Here is a 21919-nt window from a genome sequence, read left to right on the forward strand (position 1 = left end):
TCCGGCTCAGCGACCGGGAGCACGGAGCAGAGAGCGCTCCGGAGCGCGGAGCAGATCGACGAGCTCGGACCGGTGCGCGCTCAGCCGCGAGACGGACGCCTCGACGGCGGCCCAGTACGCCGACGGGTCCTCGCGGAGACTCGCGACCTGCGCCATCACCACGGCGGGGTCGAAGTCGAACACGTTGTGGACGAACTCGTCGATCCCGAGGTCCGCATAGGCGCCGAAGCCCTTGCGCTCGTAGCTGAGGTGCACGCTCGGCACGCCGCTCCTGATCGTCTGGATCGAGCCGTGCAGACGGACGGACACGACCACGTCGGGGCGCGAGACGGCTCCGGGAGCGACCACGTCGCGGAGCGTGCGGAACGGTCCGCGGTGCCCGAGCGACTCGTAGAACTCGGGATCGTTGTTGCCCCGCGCCGTGGCCTGAGCGAGAAGCTCGACACCCTCCGCCGCGGCGAGGGCGTCGATCCGCTCGCGGTACCGCCTCACCCGCGCGCGGCTCGACGTCAGCTCGCGCGCGACCAGGCCGATCGGGCCGCCGCGGCCGGCCGGGACCGTCGACTCCGGGTCCCACTCCGCGGGGAGCCCGAGGAGCGCCATGTCCGGGGCGCGGTGCACGTTTCCGAGGGCGGAGAGCTCCTCGACGGAGCGGTCGTCCCGCACGACGACGGCCGCCGCCTTCCGCAGGCGACGCGAGACGATCGGCAGCGTGCCGACCTTCAGCGGGCCGATGCTCTGCGGCAGGTAGACGAACGGGACCGTGTCCGAGCCCACCGGCATCTGCGCGACATGGGCGAGCACCATCTTGAGCGCCTCGACGGGTGCCTTGCCGCGGAGGTAGCCGCCGCCGACCGCGACGACCAGGTCGGCGTCCTCGACCGCACGGCGGTAGCCCTCGGACCTGCGTCCGAGCAGGAGCGCGACGGTCCCTCTGGCCAGGGTCTCCAGGCTGCCGATCCCGCCGCTCCGACCGGTCAGGGGGTGGATCACCGCGGCGAAGCGGGAGGCCTCGAAGCTGTCGGGATCGATCGCCACCAGGGTGAGGACCGCCTCCGGATGCGCCTCGCGGACGATCTCGGCGGCCTCGTCGACGAGGAGGCCGTCGCCGGAGTTCGTCGTGCTGTAGGCGTGGATGAGAGTGACCTTCATCGAGCGGCCGCCGCCCTCGTCAGGACGCGGGCGTGCTCGGCGATCGAGGTCTCCCAGACGAAGCGCTGAACGTTCACCAGTCCCCGCTCCCTCAGCTCGGCGCGGAGCTGCTCGTCCTCGGCGAGCCGCAGCATCTCCAACGCGATCGAGTCGGCGTCGAGCCCCTGCACGAGCAGCGCGGCGTCCCCGGCGACCTCGCCGAGCGAGCCCCGGTCCGAGCAGATCACCGGGGTCCCGCAGGCCATCGCCTCGGCGACCGGGAAGCCGAAGCCCTCGTACTTCGAGGGGAAGACGAACGCGAGGGCTCCGCGGAGCAGCGGCACCAGCGCCTCGTCGGAGACCCGCCCGAGGTAGCGGACCCCGCGGGTGCTCTCGACGACCTGCATGATCGACTCGCTCTCCCACGCCGGTGCACCGGAGACGAGAAGCGGGATGCCGGTGCGATCGAAGACCTGCTCGGCCGCACGGCACAGCTCGATCACGTTCTTCCGCGGGTCGATGTTGCCGAGATAGAGGAAGTACGGCCCGTCGAGGTCGAGGCGGGCGCGCTCCGCCTCGTCGGAGGCACCGGCGATCGGCGTGAAGGTCCGGTGGTCGATGCCGTGCGGGATCACGGTGATCTTCGACATCGCACCGGGCACGATCGTGTCGATGTCGCGAGCGGACGAGTTCGAGATGGTGATGATCTCGTCGCTCACCTCCACCAGTCGGCTGACCCGGGCCCGCCAGAGCCGGTCGGCGCGAGGCGAGCGCACTCCCTCCATGTGGAGTGTCGCCAGACCGTGCACCGTCGAGACGATGGGCACGCGGCCCGGGACGACCGCCCCCGTGTCCGCGGGGAAGTGCAGCACGTCGACTCCCCTGCCGGGGGCGAGCGGCCAGACGACGCCCTCCCAGCCGGCGTAGACCGCGCTCCGCGCCCGGCCTGTGGCCAGCGGTGGCCGGCCGAGCGCGTGCTCGACGCCGTGCCGGGCCAGGCCCGAGTAGATGGTCCGCGCGTAGCGCGTGTTGCCGCCGACCTGCTTGTCGAGGACGCGGGCGGAGACGAGCACTCGTGTCACGCGGCTTCTCCCTCTCGGCTCAGTGCGGCTATTCCGTAGACGCGGCGGAGGGCGTCCTGCTGACGCTCGTCGACATACCCCGCCAGCACCGCGTCGAGCCTCCGGACGAGGTCGGTCCGGAACGAGGCGTCGAGGAGCTGGTCCCACAGCTGGGAGAGCTCTCGCGGTTCGGCGATCCGCAGGGGGACGTCGACGTCCTCGAAGGCCGGGATGTCGCGGACGACGGTGGGGATGCCGAGCGCGTCCGACTCGAGCAGGGCGATCGGGAAGCCCTCCCACTTCGCGACGTGCACGTAGACGTCCGCCTCGGCGAGCTCGCGCAGGGCACCCTCGCGGCCGAGCCAGCCGGTGATCCTGACGCCGGCGGCGACGAGGAGGTCGGCGTACGGTCCGTCGCCGCCGCCGATCCAGACGGCGTCGACCTCACGGCCGTCGTCCTTCAGCTGCTGGATCGCCGCGGCGAAGAACGCCGGGTCCTTCTGCGGCCCGAAACGTCCGGCGGCGACGACGCGCAGCGGGCCGTCCGACGACCGGGGTGCGCGCCGGGCCGGCAGGTCGTGCGGGGGCACGTTCGGCAGCAGCTCTGCGGCGGCAGCACTGCCCCGCCAGTGGGACAGCCGCACCTCGCGGGAGGAGCATCCCGCGTAGACCGCCGTGTTGAACGAGAGCACGCGCTCGATGAACCAGTACGCCGTGCGCCTCGAGGCACTCAGATCGCCCCGCTCGAACGAGTAGCAGTGCGGCGTGTACACGATCGGCCGCGAAGCGGAGGAGCGGAGTGCCAGACGCGCGTATGCCCCGCCGAAGCTCGAGTGGGCGTGGACGACCTCGGGATCGATCAGCTCGACGTCCCGGCGGATCGCCTTCAGGCGCTGGCGGAATCCCGACGGTAGCGCGGTGACGCCGGCGAAGCCCTCGAGGTCGGAGGGGGCGAGCGGTGCGTCCTCACGGGGGCAGTAGAGGAGGTGGTGCTCAGCGTCCGGCAGGTTCCGCACGTAGTCGTGGATCGCGGCGGCGACACCTCCGCCGAAGCTCTCCGCGATGTGCACGACCGCGGGGCGGCCGGCGGAACGTGCTCGCCCGGGGGCTCGACGCGCGGAGAAGACCAAGCTGAAATCCTTCGTTGTCTGTGCGGAGGGGCACCCGGCGAGCGAAGCTGGCGGCGGTGCGCCGGTCGCTCCGCACGAGCCGGAGGACGCCTTCTGTACCGCCCTCGGTCACAGTAACGCACGCCGGAAACACCCCGTGGAGGCTCAGGGCCCCCCTATGCGGTACGCCAGCGGAGCGGATCACTCGACCCCGCGAGCACGTGCCCGGCGCAGCCGTCCGATCTCGGTCAGCGCCTCGCGGAGCTTGCGGCTCGCCGGCGTCCCCCCGTTCGGGTACCCCGCCCGAGAGGCCGTCAGCGCGAGCAGAAGTGCTCTCGCCAGCGAGAGCACCAGCCGGGGCTTCCGCCGCAGCGGAGCGCTCACGAAGGCGACGTACCAGTGCAGCGTGGTGGACCCCGAGCTCTCCACCTCGAGGTCCCAGTTCCCCCGCTCTCCCGGAGTCAGGTCGTGTCCGGGCGGCGTCTCCCCCGACCGCGCGAACAGCGCTCTCAGCGGGTACTGCGCGCGGAGACGGACGACCTCGTCCCGGAAGCGCCGCGCGAAGGCCGGGTCCTCGAGGCGGGTGGCGACCGCGGCGAGGTCCGTCTCGCTCCGGGGTCGGTTCGGGTCCCGCAGGGCGTGCACCGCCAGGATCAGCGCGGTTCCGGTCGCATCCGTCATCCGGACATCGCGCCCGGCGACCGGCGCGGTCATCGACGTCTCCCAGAGCCGGTCGAGGACGACCTCGGGCTCGGCGAAGAGTCCCGGGTAGCGCCAGTGGATGTCGATGTCGCACGGCCACTCGGGATGGAACAGCGTCTCGGAGTGCAGTTCGAACTGCCGCGGGGCCGGGGCGGTCCGCCGACGGCGCCAGCCCCGCCCCTCGAGCGCGCCCATCAGCCGACCGGCATCCGCCCGCGAGAGCAGCACGTCGACGTCGCTCGACTGCAGGACGGGTCGGAACCCGTGGATCGTGGCCGCCGAGCCCTTGAGGATCAGGGCTCTCACCTGCAGCGTCTCGGCCAGCGACTGGACCAGTGCCGCACCGAGCTGCACCGCGACGGCCTGCGGCAGCTTCGCCTGTACTGTGTCCTCCTGAGGGACGTCCGAGCTCGGCATGCGATGAGCCTAACGGCGACGTCCCCGTCTTCCCGCCGGTCGACCTCGCGTCGTTCCCGGCTCTGCTGCCGATCGCCACGACGCGGACGCACCGACCACCTGCACGCTCCCGATCGACCGGGAGCCGCGGGTCGGCACGAGAGGAACTCCCTATGGGCTACATCGAGATCATGAAGCAGCGTGCCGGAGAGGCGTTCCGCCGACTCCACGACGGGGTGCAGAGCGTCGAGGCGACCGACTTCCCGGATCACGCGAACATCGGCGACGCCGCGATCGCAGCCGGCCAGTTCCGGTTCTGGGAGGAGGCCGGCATCCGGGTCCGCGGCGTCTCGAGCTTCCACACGATGCCCCGCCGGGTCTACGACGCGGCCGATCCGGTGTTCATCAACGGCGGCGGCAACTTCGGCGGCCTCTACCCAGTGCACAGCGCTCACCGTCACGCGCTCGCGGAGCGCCTGCCCGCCTCGACCCTGCTGCTGCAGGGCCCCCAGTCCGTGCACTGGCGGTCGGACGCCGACCGCGAGGAGTTCCGCCGGAGGATGGCCGTCCGGTCGAATCTCCGCATCGCCGTCCGGGACCACGAGTCGTACGCGGCCCTCGAGAACGATGTCGAGCACCTGGTCCTGTCCCCGGACGCGGTCCACCACCTGGGCCTCCTCCCCGCACCCGATCCCGTGGCTCGAGAGATCCGCCTCGTGCGCCGCGATCCCGAGGCGACCGGCTCGTTCGGCGACGGCGTCGACTGGCCGAAGGATCTCCCCCTCGACCGGGCGACGGCCTGGCTGACGCACCGGACGAAGGAGCTCCCCGCCCTGCGGTCGGTCATCCCGACGACGCCCGCACTCTGGTCGGGGCGGTCCGCGCGGCGCCTCCAGCGCGGTGTCGAGATCCTCTCGCGGGGCGAGACCGTGGTCACCGACCGCCTGCACGCGATGCTGATCGGCCTGCAGATCGGGCGCCGGGTGGTCGTGAAGGACAACAGCATCGGCAAGCTCCGCAAGTACTACGACACCTGGCTCTCGGACACCGGCGCCGACATCACGTGGCTCTGAGCCGCGGATCCGCGGTGGAGCGCAGCCCCGTGCCCCGGCACGGAACTCGATAGGATCCGCAGCGTGTGGCAGTACAGCGGCGACGTCGCCTTCGTCGATTCGGCGGAGAGCGTCTACTGCCTGTCGCTGACCGACCCCCGGGCTCGCGTCGTCCTGCTCGAGGGGTCCGGAGCCGAGATCTGGCGGGCCCTCCCGGAGCGCTCCACCGACGACGTCGTCTCCCGGATGGAGTCGATCGTCGGGCCCGACGTCGCCGGCCTCCGTGACGCCGTCTCCGCCTTCGTCGAGCACCTCCACGCGCTCGGCTTCATCGTCGAGGCCTGACCGCCGCGTCCGCGGACCGCGCCAGCGGTGTCAGCGGCCCCGGCGCCGCCCGATGATGCGGCGGATGCGGGAGCGCTCCCCCGCGGTCAGCGCGAGGACGTAGATCAGCGGCAGCGCGACGACCAGCCACGCGCCGGTCAGCAGTCCGATCTCGAGCAGGCTCGCCGGCAGATGGACGCCCACGAGCACGACCGCGATGCCGGGCACAGCGAGAGCCCCGTAGGGCCGCGCCAGGCACTCGGTGAGGAAGGCCCGCCACGGCTGCCCGAGGGCGTGAAGGGTGTGGCGGACGTAGAAGTACTCGAGCAGCACCACCGGCAGGCAGACCGCGAGAGCGATGCCCGCCACGCCCAGCATCGGCGCGAGCACGAAGGACGAGCCCACGGCCGTCACCGCCCAGATCACGTGCAGGACGGCGAACCGCCGGATGTTCTGCTGCGCCGTCAGGACCGGGATCGCCAGCAGGTGGTTGTTGTTCGCGAGCAGCGAGAGGACGAGGATCTGCGCCGCGGCGCCGGCGCCCTCCAGCCGTCCGCCGGACCAGACGTCGATCAGCTGCGGCCCCGTCGCCATGATCGGGACGAAGACCAGGAGCATCAGCGTGTTCGCGTACTTCGTGCCGCCGATGTAGACGCGCCCGTTGGCCGAGGAGCCGCCCTCGACCTGGCGCTCCGTCACCGCGGGCAGCACGGCGGAGGAGAGCGATGCGGTCACCTCCTTGACCAGCGAGTAGACCCGCTGAGCAGCCGCGTAGGCCGCGACGGCGGTCAGCGGGAGCAGCACGCCGGCGACGATCGACCCGAACTGCAGGATGACGACCCCCGCGAGGCTCAGGACGAGCAGCTGCGAGCTGAGGGCGAAGATGTCGCGGAAGACGCTCCACTCCGCGCTCAGGAGCGAGGTCGAGGCCTCCGGGAAGCGCACGTGCTGGAAGACGTACATGCCGATCCCGCCGAGCAGCATCGCGGAGACGTCGATGGCGCTGACGACCCAGAGCGGCAGCCCCATCGCCATCGCCCCGGCCGCGAGCACGACCCGGCCGAGCGCCTGGAGCGTCAGGAATCCGTTCACGACGTTCAGCGCTCCGAGCCCGGTGAGGGTCTGCCGCACGGGTGCGAAGAGGAGCGCGAAGAACACGTTCGCCGTGCCCAGGGCGAAGAGGAGGCCGAGCTGCGAGCCGAACTCGGCGGGCACCGACAGTGTCGGCGCCGTCAGCGAGAACGCGAGCGCGAGGAGCGCCGCCGCGACTACCGACAGGACGGCGAAGAACGCCTCGCTGGTGGCGATGACGCGCCGCATCCTCTCCAGGTTCCCGCGAGCCCGGGACTCGGCGACGAACTTGACCGTCGCCGCCGTCATCCCGAGGTCCTGCTGGAACAGGAGCCCCATCGAGACCGTGAGCGAGTAGAGACCGAATCCGGCCGCGCCGACGCCGGCGGTGACGATCGGCAGGATCGCCACCGTGGCGATCATCCCCGCGAAGCGGGCAGCGTAGGTCGTCAGGATGTTCTTGAGCACCTGCGGGAGATCCTTGTCGTCAGCGGGACGGGCGGAGCGGGGCGGCCGAGCCGCGGCGCCACGGCCGGTCGGCCGGCACCCGGCGCGGACTCGACGCCACCGCGGCCGGCGCCTTCCGGTCGACCTCCGGATCGGACGCGGCCACGCCGACGTAGGCCAGGAAGACCCAGATCGGGAGGAAGGTCCACGACGACTGCGTCCAGAGGCCGACCGCGACGCAGACGCCGATCGCGAAGACGATCGGGCTCGCCCGCAGGGAGCGCGCGAGGACGACGAGGAGGAGGCCGGCGAGTCCGAGGAGGGCGAAGATCCCCATCTCGGCGAAGATCTGGAGGTAGACGTTCTCGGCGATGGGCCGGAGGTCGGTCGTCCGGTAGTAGGCGGGCAGCACGGTGTAGTCCGCGTACTGGGAGAACCAGGCGCCGAAGCGGCCGGGCCCCACGCCGAGCGCGAGGTGGTCGATCCCCATCTGCGCTCCGATCGAGGCCTTCTCCTCCCGGACGTCGAAGGAGAGACCGGCGAAGCGGAACTCGGCGGTCTGGGAGACCAGGCCGAGCTTCGCCGCCTGGTTGATCACGAACTGCCGCACCGGTGCGATGAACGCGGCCAGGCCCCCGACGAGCAGCGAGAGCGACAGGATCGCCGCGAGCACCCGCACGTGCGGACGCAGCAGGAACAGCACGGCCGCGGCGACCACGATCCCGAGGACGGCGGTCGTGGACTGCGAGTAGAAGACGAGGAGCGCAGCGACGATCGCCGGGAACCAGGCCCGGCGCTTCAGCGCGATCAGCAGCGCCGCACCGGCGTAGAAACCGAGGTGCTGCCCCTCGAGGAAGGGCCCGCTCCGGAGGTTGACGCCGGTCACGCTGAGATTGCTGCCACCTGTGGAGCGGAAGCCGAGGTCTGCGAGCAGCGTCTCCAGGCCCAGGAGCGCGCCGACGAACTGGAGCAGGGTCGCCGCTCCGGCCAGCCAGATCGAGAGCACGATCGCCTTCTCGAACCGGTCCCGGCCCAGCTGGGAGAACATCCACCAGCCGACGAGGGCGAACAGTCCGAAGGCGGTGTAGAACAGCACGTCGGCGCTCGGCGAGCGGGTGTAGCCCGTGAAGTCGAGCCCCCGCACCGGCCCGGCGAACCCCACCCAGTAGAGACCGGAGACGACGAGCGCGACCGCCAGCAGGACGACGAAGCCGAGTCCCGGCACCCTGGTCCGCGTCGAACCGGGGCTCAGCACCCGGGCGAGCACCGCGAGGACCAGCAGGATCTCGGACACCTTGACCGGCGACCCGACGTCGATGGTGAGCGCGTACTGGAAGGGAACAGTCACGACCGCGAGGAAGACGAGGGTCGACCAGATCGGCTCGCGCTGCTCGGAGGCCGGCGATCGGAGCGGATCGCGTCCGCGCCGCACGGAGGACACCTCCGACGGCAGCTTGCTCGAGAGAGCCATGTCACCTTCCACGATGAGTCGCGCCGTGGCGCTCACCACCGGAGACGCGGTCGCGAGGCGACCGGGCGTGGTCGAATGATCCGACGTCCGACGACAGTCGGGAGCTGGATTTCGCGTCAGCATAGCGCAGGGATGTCGGCCCGCCAGGGTCGTGGAGACGGGCCGGACGGGCGCCCCGCCCCCCGATGACGGCGTCCGTTATCATCGCGTCGTGCCCCAGGATCCGGATGCGCCCACGCGCGCGCATAACGACTCGATCGAGACCTCGATCGTCATCCCCTGCTACAACGGCGCCGACTTCCTGCCCGAGCAGCTCGCCGCGATCGGCGCTCAGGCCGACCCGTCGATCGAGGTGATCCTCAGCGACAACGGGTCGGACGACGGCTCGGCCGCCGTCGCGATCGCCGCCGCCGAGGCCTGCGGACTGCGCCTCCGGGTGGTCGACTCGAGCGCGAGGAAGGGCATCAACCACGCCCGCAACGTCGGCGTCCTGGCGAGCGAGGCGACGTACATCCTGCTCTGCGACTGCGACGACGTCGTGTCGCCGACCTGGATCGCGGCTCTGGTGGGCGCGCTCCGCAGCGGTGCCCGGTGCGTGGGCGGCCCGCTCGACCGGGTCTACCCCGACGGCCGCGTGCTGGAGCGGGCGGAGGGCGTGCACTTCCGCAGCTGGCCGGGGGCGGGGATCACTGTGGGCTCCCCCACCGGGGCGAACTGCGGCTTCGTCCGCGCGCTCCACACCGAGCTCGGCGGGTTCGACGAGAGCTTCATCGGCGGCGGGGACGAGATCGACTTCTTCTACCGGGCCACCGCCGGAGGTGCCGAGTTGAGGAACGTCCCGGAGGCGTCGATCCTCTACCGGCAGCGCGACAGCGCGCGGGGCGCGTACTCCCAGAACTTTCGCTACGGGCAGGGCAGCGTGCGCCTGCACACCAAGCTCGCCGCGCTCGGGATGCCGCGCGACCGACCGGTCAAGGTGGTCGGCGTGTGGGTGCACTCGCTCCTCCGCCTGGTCACCGGGCCGGCGCGCGCGCGACGGATCGCGGTCGAGCGGATCGCCCGGCGCGCCGGTCGCGCCCGCGAGTCCGTCGCGACGCGCCACCTCTTCCTGTAGGCGGCCTCACCGCTTCTGTCCCTCGGAGTGGGACAGTGCTCGACCTGCCATGGAGGAGCCGTGTCCCCCGTGGGCGTATCGCGTCACCGGAGAATCCCTCATACCTGGTTGAACGCCCGTCGCGCCGGTGACGATGAGCGCGTGACGAAGACATCAGCGCCCTCGAACCGCCGCTCCTTCCTGTTCACCGCGGGGATGGCGTCCGCGGCGGCGATCGCGGTCGCGCCCGGAGCAGCCGCCGCCCCGGTGGACAGCACCGACCTGGACAACCAGGTCAGCACTCTCCTCGCGAATCCGGCGAGCAAGTCGAACAACGCGCTGGTCGGCGGCACCGCGATCTACTACGTGGACGACTACGTCAAGAGCGGCGACGCGTCGGACTGGTACTGCTGGGACCGCGCCCTCGCCGCAGCCAAGGCGGACCCTCGGCCGACGGTCGTCCGTGCCGGCGCCCGCGAGTACGTCCTGAGCAAGCAGTGCTCGCTCGAAGGGCACTCGAATCTGACCATCGAGGGCGCCGGAGCGGGCAGGACGATCCTCTCCGGGATGCTGCACGTCACCCTGGCCGCTCCCTTCGTGCTCCGTTCGGGCACCGTCGCGAGCAGCAACATCGTCTTCAAGGACTTCACCATCAAGGGCGCGCTCACCAATGCGGATGCTCTCGGGGACTCGTACTCCCGCGAGTCGAGGGAGTTCGTCTCCAACTGGACCATCGCCGCCGGCCTCATCGCCACGGGAACGGGCGGAACGCGGGGCTTCCAGTCCGGACTCGTCATCCTCGGGAGCCGGTATCAGACCGGCGCTTACCCGGTCGTGCGGAACGTGACCGTCGACGGTGTCGAGTTCTGGGGACTCCGGTCGATGCCGGTGCAGCTCTACGGCATCTCGGGCGAGACCCGGATGGTCGACTGCACCGCGTTCCGCTGCTTCGACCTCGGCTTCCGGGACGACGAGACCGTCACCTTCACCGGCAACAAGGTCGAGTACAGCGCGGACAACGGTGTCTCCATCTCCCGCGGGACTCAGCGCGTGAACTGCTCGAGCAACACGTTCATCGGCAGCTTCTACAACGGCATCTGGGTCGGCGGCTACGAGGGCGAGGCGGGCCCTGCGGGAGTCGTCGTCTCCGGCAACGTCGTCGACCGGAGCGCCCGGCACGGGATCTGGGCTGCCGGCGGCAGCAAGGCGCTCTCGATCACCGGCAACACGGTCACCCGGGTCGAGCGGATCCGCGAGTGGTGGGAGGGCTGCGGCATCTTCCTCGCCAAGCTCGACGGCGCCACCGTCGAGGACGAGGACGGAGACGGAGAGACGGACGACGACCGCTTCACCGCCAACGCCACGATCACCGGCAATACGCTGATCGACTGCGACCGCGGCGGGATCCTGATCGACGAGGGCTGCGCGAACATCCTCGTGACCTCGAACCTGATCCTCCGACCGGGCCGGGCGACGAAGCTCAACGGCGCAGCCCCGGACGTCCAGTACGGCGGCGAGAACTTCGGGATCTCGACCCCCGGCACCTCGTCGCAGACCTCGAACGTCTACGTCACCCAGAACATGGTCCTCGACGACCGCAACGGCACGTCCGCCCCGTCGGGCTCGCGCCTGGCGAACGGATCGGTGAACGAGCCCGCCTCGATGGGCTTCGGCGTCCACCGGCCCGGCGGCAGCGACACCTGGTACTCCTGGGACAACATCGTCGCCGGCGCCAGCCAGCGGCACATCGAGGTCACCCCGCGACGTCTCGGCCCGTACATCACGGTGGGCGATGCGACGAGCTTCTCCTCGAGCCTGACGATCGACAAGGTGGTCGGCGGGAAGTCGGCCCTGGAGTTCACGGCGGCGGGTGCTCCGAGATGGCGCCTCGCCACGAACACCGCGGCGGAGACCGGCGGCGACAAGGGCTCCGACCTGCAGCTGTTCTACGCCAAGGACGACGGCACCCTCGCCCCCTCCTTCACGGCACGCCGGAGCGACGGCCGGGTGACGATGAACGCGCTGCTCCAGATCACCTCGGGCAGCGCGCGGCCGGATGCCGCGGTCGCGGGCACCGGATCGATGTTCTACGACACCACTCTCAAGAAGCCGCTGTTCTCGGACGGATCCCGCTGGCGGACCGCCGACGGAGTCCTCGTCTGACGAACCAGGGGCGAAGGAGGAGCGAGCCCTCCGGGCCGGCGCCTCAGCGCACCGCCACCGTCGACCGGTCGCGCCCGGTCAGATCCCGCTGCGTCGTCGCCCCGCGCCAGCCGTCCGCGGTCAGCAGCGCGCGGATCTCCGCCCCCTGCAGCTCGCCGTGCTCGATGACGAGCACTCCCCCGGCCCGGAGCAGCCGGAGCGCCGTCCGCGAGAGCGAGCGCACGACGTCGAGCCCGTCCTCGCCGCCGTAGAGCGCGGCCGGCGGGTCGTAGCGCTGCACCTCGATGTCGCGCGGGATCGCCGCCGACGGGATGTACGGCGGGTTGGAGACGACGACCGAGACCGTGCCGTCGAGCTCGGGCAGCGCGTCCGCGAGGTCGACGAAGACGATGCGGGCGTTCTCGAGGCCCAGGCGGTCGCGGTTGCCGCGGGCCCAGAGGAAGGCGTCGACGGAGTTCTCGACGCCGATCACCTGGGCGTGCGGGACCTCGTGCGCGAGTGCGAGCGCCAGCGCGCCGCTGCCGGTGCCGAGGTCGACGGCGATCGGCGACTCGTCGGCCACGGCGCGGAGGGCGTCGATGGCGAGCTGCGCCACTCCCTCCGTCTCGGGCCGCGGCACGAAGACGCCGGGGCCGACGGCGAGCTCGAGCGAGCGGAACGGCGCGACCCCGGTGATGTGCTGGAGCGGCTCGCGCGAGGCCCGGCGCTCGATCGCGTGGTCGTAGGCGTCGCGGGTCGTCTCGTCGAGCGAGAGTCCGGTGATCAGGCGCGCCCGGAGCGACCCGCGGCCGAGGCCGAGCAGGTGTCCGAGCAGCAGCTCGGCGTCGACGTCCGGGGTGGGCACGCGCGCCGCGGTCAGCCGGGCGACGGCGTCCGCGAGGAGCGCACGCGCGTCGAGGTCCATCGTCACCGTGCTCACGACTCGTCGGAGCCGATGTCGGCCAGGCGGGCCTCCTCGTCGAACTGGATCGCGCTCTCGACCACGGGGTCGAGCGCTCCGTTCATCACGCCGTCGAGGTTGTAGGCCTTGTAGCCGGTGCGGTGGTCCGCGATGCGGTTCTCGGGGAAGTTGTAGGTGCGGATCCGCTCGGAGCGGTCCATCGTGCGGATCTGCGTCTTGCGCGCGTCCGAGGCGGCGGCGGCGATCTCCTCCTGCTGGCGCGCCAGGATGCGGGCGCGCAGGACGCGCATGCCGGCCTCGCGGTTCTGCAGCTGGCTCTTCTCGTTCTGCATCGAGACGACGATGCCGGTCGGGAGGTGGGTGATCCGCACCGCGGAGTCGGTGGTGTTGACCGACTGGCCGCCGGGGCCGGAGGAGCGGTAGACGTCGATCTTGAGGTCGTTCTGGTTGATCGCGACCTCCTCCGGGGCGTCGACCTCGGGGAAGACCAGTACGCCGGTCGTCGAGGTGTGGATGCGGCCCTGCGACTCCGTCACGGGGACGCGCTGCACGCGGTGCACACCGCCCTCGTACTTCAGGTGCGCCCAGACGCCCTGCGACGGGTCGGTCGCGTTGCTCTTGATGGCGACCTGGACGTTCTTGTAACCGCCGAGGTCGGACTCGTCGCGGTCGAGGATCTCGGTCTTCCAGCCCTTCGCCTCGGCGTAGTGCAGGTACATCCGGAGCAGGTCCGCCGCGAACAGCGCGCTCTCGGCGCCGCCCTCGCCGCCCTTGATCTCCATGATGACGTCGCGGCCGTCGTCCGGGTCGCGCGGGATGAGCAGGCGGCGCAGCTTCTCCTGCGCGACGCGCAGGGACTCCTCGAGCTCCGGCACCTCCTCGGCGAAGGCGTCGTCCTCGCGGGCGAGCTCGCGCGCGGCCTCGAGGTCCTCGCCGGCCTGGATCCAGGCGGCGTGCGCCGACTTGATCTGGTTCAGCTCGGCGTAGCGGCGGTTGACCTTCTTCGCCCGCGCGGCGTCCGCGTGCAGGGCGGGGTCGGACAGCTGCGTCTGGAGGTCCTCGTGCTCGGCGAGGAGGACGCTGACGGATTCGAACATGGGGTTCCTGGTTTCCGGGTGGTGGTGGAGGGGTGGGCAGCACATGCTGGTCGAGGAGGTGCCGCAGGCGCCGTATCGAGACCGACGTGCTCAGCGGGGTGGGTCTCGATACGCCCGCTGCGCGGGCTACTCGACCAGCATGGGGGCCCGCTGCGCGGGCTACTCGACCAGCATGGACGGCCCGCTGCGCGGGCTGCTTCGAGAACAGGGCGGCCCGCTGCGCGGGGTGCTCGAACGGAATGAGCGCGCCGCAGGTGCCGTGGCACGCGAAAACGCCCGCGGCCGCCCCCGGAGGGGCGACCGCGGACGTCGGGGCAGCTAGTGGTGGCCGTTGCCGTGGTTCGCGGTGGTCGGGCCGACGGCGGACTTCGAGACCTGCATCAGGAACTCGACGTTCGAGGACGTCTCCTTCAGGCGGGACAGGATGATCTCGAGCGCCTGCTGCTGGTCGAGCCCGGCGAGGGCGCGGCGCAGCTTCCAGGTGATCTTGACCTCGTCCGAGCTGAGGAGCATCTCCTCGCGGCGGGTGCCCGACGCGTTCACGTCGACGGCGGGGAAGATCCGCTTGTCGGCGAGGTGGCGCGAGAGACGGAGCTCCATGTTGCCGGTGCCCTTGAACTCCTCGAAGATCACCTCGTCCATCTTCGAGCCGGTCTCGATGAGCGCCGTCGCGAGGATGGTGAGCGAGCCGCCGTTCTCGATGTTGCGCGCCGCGCCGAAGAACTTCTTCGGCGGGTACAGCGCCGACGCGTCGACGCCACCCGAGAGCACGCGGCCCGAGGGAGCGGCGGTCACGTTGTAGGCGCGGCCGAGGCGGGTGATCGAGTCGAGCAGCACGACGACGTCGTGGCCCAGCTCGACGAGGCGCTTGGCGCGCTCGATGGCCAGCTCGGCGACCGTGGTGTGGTCCTCGGCCGGGCGGTCGAACGTGGAGGCGACGACCTCGCCGCGCACGGTGCGCTGCATGTCGGTGACCTCCTCGGGACGCTCGTCGACGAGCACGACCATGAGGTGGACCTCGGGGTTGTTCTGCACGATCGCGTTGGCGATCTGCTGCAGGACGATCGTCTTGCCGGCCTTGGGCGGCGCGACGATGAGGCCGCGCTGGCCCTTGCCGATCGGAGCGACGAGGTCGATGATCCGCTGGGTCAGCTTGCCCGGCTCCGTCTCGAGGCGCAGGCGCTCGGTCGGGTAGAGCGGCGTGAGATCGTGGAACTCGACGCGCGCGGCGGCCTCGTCGACGGTCTGGCCGTTGATCGAGTCGACGCGGACGATCGCGTTGTACTTCTGGCGGCCGCCGCCCTCGCCCTCGCGGGGCTGGCGGATCGCGCCGACGACGGCGTCGCCCTTGCGCAGGTTGTACTTCTTGACCTGGCCGAGCGAGACGTAGACGTCGCTGACACCGGGCAGGTAGCCCGTGGTGCGCACGAAGGCGTAGTTGTCGAGGACGTCGAGGATGCCGGCGACCGGGATGAGGACGTCGTCCTCGCTGATCTCGGGCTCGAAGTCGTCGCCGACCGCTCCCCCGCGGCGCTTGCGGTCGCGGTAGCGGCTGCGGCGGCCGTCCTCGCCGTCGGCCTGCTGGCCGTTCTGCGAGGAGCCCTGGGCGTTCTGCCCGTTGCCGCCCTGCGGCTGGCCACCCTGGTTGCCCTGGTTGCCGCCCTGGTTCGACGGCGCCTGGCCGTTGCCGTTCTGCGCGGCGCCGTTCTGGCCGTTGCCGTTCTGGCCGTTGCTCTGGCCGCCATTGCTCTGGGCGCTGCCGCCCTGGCCGTTCTGCTGGCCGTCGTTCGCCTGGCGGTCCTCGCCGCGGCGGTTGCGGTTGCGGCGGTTGCGGCCGCGGCCGGTGCCCTGCTGGTCGCCGCCGTTCTGCTGACCGTCGTTCTGCTGCTCGCCGGAGTTCTGCTGGTCGTCCTGGCGGTCGCCGGTGTCCGGCTCGTCGCCGGCGTCCTGCGCGGAGGACTCGACGGCGTCGGTGGTCTCGGGCTGCTCGCTCTGCTCGGCGCTGCCGCCGCGGCTGCGACGGCGTCCGCGACGCTCGCGCTGACCGCCCTCGCGGGAGGAGTCGTCCGACTCCGGCCCGTTGGGCAGCTCGATCTCGATGACCGGACGCGGCGCCTGCTCGGCGTCGGGGGCCTGCTCGAGGACGGGCGGGAGCTCGGGGATGAGCGACTCGACGCCGCTGCCGGCCGGCACGTTCAGGTGCTCGCCGGCGGCGACGGTGCCACTGGAGGCGCGACGCGAGCCGCGGCGACGGGGCGCGCGCTCGGCGGCGGGCTCGGCCACCGGCTCGGCGGCGACGGGGAGCTCGAGCTCGACCGGCGCGGCCTCGGCGGCGGCGGGCGCCGGCTCCTCGACCGTGGTGGCGGCCTGCTCGAGGACGTCGGCGGTGTCCGCCTCCGTGCTCTCGGCGGGCGCGGTCGACTCGACGGGCGTCTCGAGCGCCGGGGCGCTCTGCTCGGCGACGTCGGCGGGCTCGGCCTCGACGCTCGTGCCGTCCACGACGGGCTCGGCCTCGGCCGGCTCGGCGAAGGACTGCTCGGCGACCGAGGGCTCGGCGGGCGCCTGCTCCTCGGCGGGAGCGGCGGGCTCGGCGCCCTCGGAGTCCGCACCGGCGCGGAGGTCCGAGATGGCCGAGACGAGCTCGCCCTTGCGGAGCTTGGAGGCTCCGCCGATGCCGAGGCTCGTTGCGAGGGCCTGGAGCTCCGCGACGCGGAGGCCGATGAGATCGGCGTTGGTGTCCGCGGCGGTACCGCGGGTGTTGACATCTGTCACTGGAGAGGGGTTCCTTCCCCCCGGGAGCGATCGCTCACCGGGAGAGCACATCAGCCGTGCGGGTCCATCGCGAGTTCTGATCCACGCGATGCTCTCGGTCGCCGGCTCGACCTGCCTCGGAAAGCGCAGAGAGGGCACGAGCGACCAGGCGCTGATCTGCACGAGAAGCAGGGGCGCCCTTCACACGATGTGATGGCCGTGATTATCGGGACGATCCGTCGGACAGATTCCGCTCGTTACGCGGCTCCTCGGGATGCGATCCCCACTGTAGCACCCTTGAAGTCGACGGCCAGCATGTGCGCCCGCCAGGGCGTGTGCGCCTGCTTCGCCACCAGATCCGCGGCGGCGAGGCGCTGCGCGGGGTCGCTGCAGAGCACGAGGACGCTCGGTCCGGCGCCGGAGACGACGGCCGCGTAGCCGTGCGAGCGCAGCAGCGCGATCAGCTCGGAGGTCTGCGGCATCGCGGCCGCGCGGTAGTTCTGGTGCAGCTTGTCCTCGGTCGCCGCGAACAGCAGCTCGGGGCTCTGGATGAGGGCCGCGATCAGCAGCGACGAGCGCGAGACGTTGAAGACGGCGTCCTCGTGCGGCACGCTGATCGGCTGCAGCGAGCGCGCCAGCCGGGTCGACATGGTGTGCTCGGGCACGAAGACGACCGGCGAGACGCCGCGGTGCACCATCAGCTTCTTGGAGCGCGGCCGCAGCGGCGCCTCCGGTCCGCCCTCGGCGCCGGGCTCGACCCAGGCGATGGTGAGACCGCCGAAGAGCGCCGGCGCGACGTTGTCGGGGTGCCCCTCCATCTCGGTCGCGATCCGGAGCAGGTCGTCGGAGTCGAGCTCGACGATGCCGTCGAGCAGACCCTTCGCCGCCATGATCCCGGAGACGATCGCCGCCCCCGAGGAGCCCATCCCGCGGCCGTGCGGGATGATGTTGCGCGCGGTCACGTCGATGCCGGGCATCTCCTGCCGCTGATCGGCGAAGGTGTAGGCGATGGCCTGGACGACGAGGTTCGTCTCGTCGGTCGGCACCTCGCCCTCGCCCACGCCGTGCACCGAGACCCGGACGCCCGTCGCCGTGACGGCCGTGACCTCGAGCTCGTCGTACGCCGAGAGCGCGAGGCCGAGCGTGTCGAACCCGGGGCCGAGGTTCGCCGAGGTCGCGGGGACCTTGACGTGCACGGAGCGGCCGACGGGAACCGCCGAGGTCATGCGCCGGCCAGCCCCAGCACGTCGGCGATCGCCGCGGTGTCCACGGGCACGACGGTCGGCGTGATGTCCTCGCCGTCCGCGGTGCGCAGCGCCCACTGCGGGTCCTTCAGGCCGTGGCCGGTGACGGTCAGCACGACGGTGGCGTCCTTGGGGATCGCCCCCGCCTCGGCGCGCTCCAGCAGACCGGCGACGCTGATCGCGGAGGCGGGCTCGACGAAGACGCCGACCTCGCCCGCGAGGATGCGGTACGCCTCGAGGATCTTCTCGTCGCTGATCGCGCCGAAGTAGCCGTCGCTGACGCTGCGGGCGTTGAGCGCGAGCTCCCAGGAGGCCGGGTTGCCGATCCGGATCGCACTGGCGATGGTCTCGGGGTGGCGGACGACCGCGCCGTGCACGATCGGCGCGGAGCCCTCGGCCTGGAAGCCGAACATCCGGGGCAGCTTCGTCGACCCGCCGCGCTCGAGCTCCTCGGAGTAGCCGCGGAAGTAGGCGGTGTAGTTGCCGGCGTTGCCGACCGGGACGATGTGGAAGTCCGGCGCGTCGCCCAGGACCTCGACGACCTCGAAGGCGGCGGTCTTCTGACCGGCGATGCGGTCGGGGTTCACCGAGTTGACCAGGTGCACCGGGTAGTTCTTCGCGAGGTCGCGGGCGATGTCGAGGCAGTCGTCGAAGTTGCCCTGGACCTGCAGCAGCTGCGCATTGTGCGCGATCGCCTGGCTCAGCTTGCCGAGCGCGATCTTGCCCTCGGGGACGAGCACCGCGGCGGTGATGCCGGCGTGCGTCGCGTAGGCCGCGGCCGAAGCGGAGGTGTTGCCGGTCGAGGCGCAGATGACGGCCTTCGCGCCGTGCTCGACGGCCTTCGAGATCGCCATGGTCATGCCGCGGTCCTTGAAGGAGCCGGTGGGGTTCATCCCCTCGTACTTGACCCAGACCTTCGCGCCCGTGCGGGCCGAGAGAGCCGCCGCCGGGATGAGCGGGGTGCCGCCCTCGCCGAGCGTGATGACGGGGGTCGCCTCGGTGACATCGAGGCGGTCCGCGTACTCGTGCAGGACTCCGCGCCACTGCTTGGCCATCTCAGGCTCCTTCAACTCGTAGAACGGACGTCACGGCGCCGACGAACCCGTGGGATTGGAGAGCGGTGACGGTGGCCGCCAGATCGGACTCTGCCGCGGCGTGCGTGCCGATGACCAGGGTAGCGGTCGGCTCGCGCCGCTCCGCACCGGTGTCGGCGAGGGGGTCGAGCACGGGCGGCGTCTGCACGAGCGTCTCGACGGAGACCCCGTGCTCGGCGAAGACGCCGGCGATCTGGGCGAGCACGCCGGGGCGGTCGAGCACCTCGAGCGTCACCTGGTAGCGGGTGGTGACGTGCCCGATCGGCAGCACCGGGAGTCCGGAGCTGGCGCTGGTGACGAGGCCCGGACCTCCGACGACGTGGCGGCGCGCGGCCGAGACGACGTCGCCGAGGACGGCCGAGGCGGTCTCGACGCCACCGGCTCCGGCGCCGTAGAACATCAGGCTGCCGGCGGCCTCCGCCTCGACGAAGACGGCGTTGTTCGCGCCGTGCACGGCGGCGAGCGGATGCGTGCGGTGCACGAGCGCGGGGTAGACCCGCGCCGAGACGCCCTCCTCCCCCGTCTTCGCGTCGACGAGTCGCTCGCAGATCGCGAGCAGCTTGATCACGTAACCCGAGGCGCGGGCCTGCTCGACCTGCTGCTGGGTGACGCCGGTGATCCCCTCGCGGTGCACCAGCGAGACCGGGACGTCGGTGTGGAAGGCGAGCCGGGCGAGGATCGCCGCCTTCTGCGCGGCGTCGTAGCCCTCGATGTCGGCGCTCGGGTCGGCCTCGGCGTAGCCGAGCTCGGTGGCGAGCGCGAGCGCCTCCTCGAGCGTGGCGTGCTCCGTGTCCATCCGGTCGAGGATGAAGTTGGTGGTGCCGTTCACGATGCCGAGGATCCGGTGCACCCGGTCGCCGGCGAGGCTGTCGCGCAGCGGGCGGATGATCGGGATCGCCCCGGCCACCGCGGCCTCGTAGTTGAGCTGCGCGCCCACCTGGTCGGCGGCCTCGAACAACTCGTTGCCGTGCGCGGCGAGCAGCGCCTTGTTGGCGGTGATCACGTCGGCGCCCGAGGAGATCGCCTTGAGGATGTAGCTGCGCGCCGGCTCCAGGCCGCCGATCAGCTCGACGACGATGTCGGCGCCGAGGATCAGCGCCTCGGCGTCCGTGGTGAAGTACTCCCTCGGGATGTCCGCGGTGCGCGGTGCGTCCAGGTCCCGGACGGCCACGCCGGCGAGCTCCAGCGGCGCCCCCACGCGCTGGGCGAGCTCGTCGCCGTGGTCGAGCAGGAGGCGCGCCACGTGGGCACCGACGGACCCGGCGCCCAGCAGGGCGACGCGGAGGCTGCGGTACTCGATCATCGGAGGATGGCCTTTCGTTCGATGCCGGCATCGCGGCGGAGGAGGTCGTCCTCGGTCTCGCCGTGCACGATGACGCGCGCGACTCCGTCCCGGACGGCGACGACCGGGGGGCGGCCGAGGTGGTTGTAGTTGCTCGAGAGCGACCAGCAGTAGGCGCCGGTCGCGGCGACGGCGAGCAGGTCGCCCGGCTGCACGTCGGCGGGGAGGAAGTCGTCGTGGACGACGATGTCGCCCGACTCGCAGTGCTTCCCGGCCACGCGCACGAGGGCGGGCTCGGCGTCGGAGACGCGGTTGGCGATCCGCGCCGTGTAGTCCGCGCCGTAGAGGGCGGGCCGCGCGTTGTCGCTCATCCCGCCGTCGACGCTGACGTAGCGGCGCACGCCGTCCGTGCCGACCGCGACGTCCTTGATGGTGCCGACCTCGTAGAGGGTCAGCCCGGCGGGCCCGATCAGCGAGCGGCCCGGCTCGATGGCGATGTGCGGCACCGGGATCCCGCGGGTCGCGCACTGCTCGCCGACCGCGTCCGCGATCGCCGCGGCGATCTCGCCGATCGGGGTCGGGTCGTCGGCGCTCGTGTAGGCGATGCCGAAGCCGCCGCCGAGGTTGAGCTGCGGGACCGGGCCGTCGGCGAGGAGCCCCGCGTGCACCGCGAGCAGGCGCGAGGCGGACTCGGCGAAGCCGGCCGAGCCGAAGATCTGCGAGCCGATGTGGCAGTGCAGACCGAGGAAGCGCAGGCTCCCGTGCGAGCGGATCCGCGCGACGGCGTCCGGGCAGTCCTCGAGGGTGATGCCGAACTTCTGGTCCTCGTGCGCGGTGGCCAGGAAGCTGTGGGTGTGCGCGTGCACGCCGCTGTTCACCCGCAGCCGCACCGGCTGGACGCGGCCGTGGCGCTCGGCCGCCGCGGCGACCCGCTCGATCTCGAGCACGCTGTCCAGGACGATCGCGCCGACACCGGCCTCGACCGCCCGGTCGATCTCGGCGAGCGACTTGTTGTTGCCGTGCAGGCCCATGTGCTCGGGCTCGACGCCGGCGGCGAGCGCGACCGCGAGCTCTCCCCCGCTGCAGGTGTCGATGTTCAGGCCCTCGGCGCGCATCCAGCGCGCGACCTCGGTGGAGAGGAACGCCTTGCCGGCGTAGTAGACGGTGACGCCGGTGCCGATCCGGCCGAGCTCGCGCTCGAAGGCCTCCCGCGTCGCGACGGCGCGGCGGCGGGCGTCGTCCTCGTCCACGACGTAGAGCGGGGTGCCGAAGCGGGCGGCCAGCTCGGTGGCCGCGACACCGGCGATCTCGAGAACGCCGTCCGCCGAGCGGAGCGTGCCGCCGGACCAGACGCCGTCGGCGAGCGCGTTCGCGTCCTCGGGGCGGTGCAGCCAGTCCGGAGCGAGGGGATGACGGGGGGCGCGGACGGGTGCGTCGGCGTGTGCCACGGGTGAGACCTCACAGGAGAGAGTGGGAGCGTCACTGCGTGGCGAGCGAGTCCGGATTGACCCCTGAAGCCAGCAAGATCCT

The 21919-nt window shown here is 71.8% G+C and carries 17 protein-coding genes; 4 read left to right on the plus strand and 13 right to left on the minus strand.

Translation table 11 applies throughout. The features are described from left to right. Window positions 1-6: 6 nt before the first annotated feature. The 4 genes from MT353_RS01235 to MT353_RS01250 all read right to left on the minus strand — a co-directional run bounded on the left by MT353_RS01235 (window position 7) and on the right by MT353_RS01250 (window position 4420). Window positions 7-1152: a polysaccharide pyruvyl transferase family protein gene (locus MT353_RS01235; RefSeq protein ID WP_243623420.1), complete on the minus strand. Its 1146-nt coding sequence runs from the start codon at window positions 1150-1152 to the stop codon at window positions 7-9. Continuing rightward, complete coding sequence (locus MT353_RS01240; RefSeq protein ID WP_243623421.1) at window positions 1149-2213, minus strand: glycosyltransferase family 1 protein; 1065 nt, start codon at window positions 2211-2213, stop codon at window positions 1149-1151. Before MT353_RS01240 ends, MT353_RS01235 begins: the two co-directional genes overlap by 4 nt. Next, window positions 2210-3322, minus strand: coding sequence for a glycosyltransferase (locus MT353_RS01245; protein ID WP_243586503.1), 1113 nt, complete (start codon window positions 3320-3322; stop codon window positions 2210-2212). Before MT353_RS01245 ends, MT353_RS01240 begins: the two co-directional genes overlap by 4 nt. A gap of 180 nt (window positions 3323-3502) precedes the next feature. Beyond that, on the minus strand, window positions 3503-4420 hold the full coding sequence (locus MT353_RS01250) for a nucleotidyltransferase family protein (RefSeq protein ID WP_243586502.1): 918 nt from the start codon (window positions 4418-4420) through the stop codon (window positions 3503-3505). Window positions 4421-4572: 152 nt separating this feature from the next. Between MT353_RS01250 and MT353_RS01255 the strand changes: the two genes are divergently transcribed. Then, window positions 4573-5472 carry a polysaccharide pyruvyl transferase family protein gene (locus MT353_RS01255; RefSeq protein WP_243623422.1) on the plus strand — a complete coding sequence of 300 codons (900 nt, stop codon included), beginning with the start codon at window positions 4573-4575 and terminating at the stop codon, window positions 5470-5472. Window positions 5473-5535: 63 nt separating this feature from the next. After that, the gene (locus tag MT353_RS01260; protein ID WP_159423170.1) at window positions 5536-5796 is read left to right on the plus strand and encodes a PqqD family protein; all 261 of its coding nucleotides are present in this window, start codon (window positions 5536-5538) and stop codon (window positions 5794-5796) included. Between the two features lie 30 nt (window positions 5797-5826). On the opposite strand, the gene MT353_RS01265 is transcribed toward MT353_RS01260, so the two are convergent. Both MT353_RS01265 and MT353_RS01270 read right to left on the minus strand, forming a co-directional pair. Continuing rightward, the gene (locus tag MT353_RS01265; protein ID WP_243623423.1) at window positions 5827-7314 is read right to left on the minus strand and encodes a lipopolysaccharide biosynthesis protein; all 1488 of its coding nucleotides are present in this window, start codon (window positions 7312-7314) and stop codon (window positions 5827-5829) included. Between the two features lie 19 nt (window positions 7315-7333). Further along, window positions 7334-8764, minus strand: a complete 1431-nt coding sequence (locus MT353_RS01270) for an O-antigen ligase (protein WP_159423172.1) — start codon at window positions 8762-8764, stop codon at window positions 7334-7336. A gap of 211 nt (window positions 8765-8975) precedes the next feature. Between MT353_RS01270 and MT353_RS01275 the strand changes: the two genes are divergently transcribed. Both MT353_RS01275 and MT353_RS21825 read left to right on the plus strand, forming a co-directional pair. Beyond that, a complete protein-coding gene (locus MT353_RS01275; RefSeq protein ID WP_243623424.1) occupies window positions 8976-9878 on the plus strand; it encodes a glycosyltransferase family 2 protein in 903 nt (300 codons plus the stop codon). Window positions 9879-10019: 141 nt separating this feature from the next. After that, complete coding sequence (locus tag MT353_RS21825) at window positions 10020-12020, plus strand: right-handed parallel beta-helix repeat-containing protein (RefSeq protein ID WP_243623425.1); 2001 nt, start codon at window positions 10020-10022, stop codon at window positions 12018-12020. A gap of 43 nt (window positions 12021-12063) precedes the next feature. Here the strand turns inward: MT353_RS21825 and prmC are convergent, their stop codons facing one another. The 7 genes from prmC to lysA form a co-directional block, all read right to left on the minus strand. Continuing rightward, window positions 12064-12924: a peptide chain release factor N(5)-glutamine methyltransferase gene (gene prmC / locus MT353_RS01285; protein WP_243623760.1), complete on the minus strand. Its 861-nt coding sequence runs from the start codon at window positions 12922-12924 to the stop codon at window positions 12064-12066. Between the two features lie 11 nt (window positions 12925-12935). Further along, window positions 12936-14018 (minus strand): peptide chain release factor 1, encoded by a 1083-nt coding sequence (gene prfA, locus MT353_RS01290; RefSeq protein WP_123445476.1) that lies wholly within the window; start codon window positions 14016-14018, stop codon window positions 12936-12938. A 318-nt stretch (window positions 14019-14336) separates the two neighbouring features. Then, window positions 14337-16790 carry a transcription termination factor Rho gene (rho, locus tag MT353_RS01295; RefSeq protein ID WP_243623426.1) on the minus strand — a complete coding sequence of 818 codons (2454 nt, stop codon included), beginning with the start codon at window positions 16788-16790 and terminating at the stop codon, window positions 14337-14339. 236 nt (window positions 16791-17026) lie between these two features. Beyond that, a complete protein-coding gene (gene thrB, locus MT353_RS01300; protein ID WP_243623427.1) occupies window positions 17027-17995 on the minus strand; it encodes a homoserine kinase in 969 nt (322 codons plus the stop codon). Then, window positions 17992-19068 (minus strand): threonine synthase, encoded by a 1077-nt coding sequence (gene thrC / locus MT353_RS01305; RefSeq protein WP_123735336.1) that lies wholly within the window; start codon window positions 19066-19068, stop codon window positions 17992-17994. The genes thrB and thrC overlap by 4 nt, the downstream gene beginning before the upstream one ends. Before the next feature lies 1 nt (window position 19069). Next, a complete protein-coding gene (locus tag MT353_RS01310) occupies window positions 19070-20410 on the minus strand; it encodes a homoserine dehydrogenase (protein WP_243623428.1) in 1341 nt (446 codons plus the stop codon). Beyond that, window positions 20407-21837 (minus strand): diaminopimelate decarboxylase, encoded by a 1431-nt coding sequence (gene lysA, locus MT353_RS01315; protein ID WP_243623429.1) that lies wholly within the window; start codon window positions 21835-21837, stop codon window positions 20407-20409. Before lysA ends, MT353_RS01310 begins: the two co-directional genes overlap by 4 nt. Window positions 21838-21919: the final 82 nt, after the last annotated feature.

The organism is Rathayibacter sp. VKM Ac-2927, assembly GCF_022815525.1.
GTDB classification, from domain to species: Bacteria; Actinomycetota; Actinomycetes; order Actinomycetales; family Microbacteriaceae; genus Rathayibacter; species Rathayibacter festucae.

Coding starts and splice junctions, on each gene's coding strand:
- MT353_RS01270 (WP_159423172.1), bottom strand. CDS start 8,764: ATGGCTCTCTCGAGCAAGCTGCCGTCGGAGGTGTCCTCCGTGCGGCGC.
- thrC (WP_123735336.1), bottom strand. CDS start 19,068: ATGGCCAAGCAGTGGCGCGGAGTCCTGCACGAGTACGCGGACCGCCTC.
- prmC (WP_243623760.1), bottom strand. CDS start 12,924: ATGGACCTCGACGCGCGTGCGCTCCTCGCGGACGCCGTCGCCCGGCTG.
- MT353_RS01235 (WP_243623420.1), bottom strand. CDS start 1,152: ATGAAGGTCACTCTCATCCACGCCTACAGCACGACGAACTCCGGCGAC.
- thrB (WP_243623427.1), bottom strand. CDS start 17,995: ATGACCTCGGCGGTTCCCGTCGGCCGCTCCGTGCACGTCAAGGTCCCC.
- prfA (WP_123445476.1), bottom strand. CDS start 14,018: ATGTTCGAATCCGTCAGCGTCCTCCTCGCCGAGCACGAGGACCTCCAG.
- MT353_RS01255 (WP_243623422.1), top strand. CDS start 4,573: ATGGGCTACATCGAGATCATGAAGCAGCGTGCCGGAGAGGCGTTCCGC.
- MT353_RS01310 (WP_243623428.1), bottom strand. CDS start 20,410: ATGATCGAGTACCGCAGCCTCCGCGTCGCCCTGCTGGGCGCCGGGTCC.
- MT353_RS01250 (WP_243586502.1), bottom strand. CDS start 4,420: ATGCCGAGCTCGGACGTCCCTCAGGAGGACACAGTACAGGCGAAGCTG.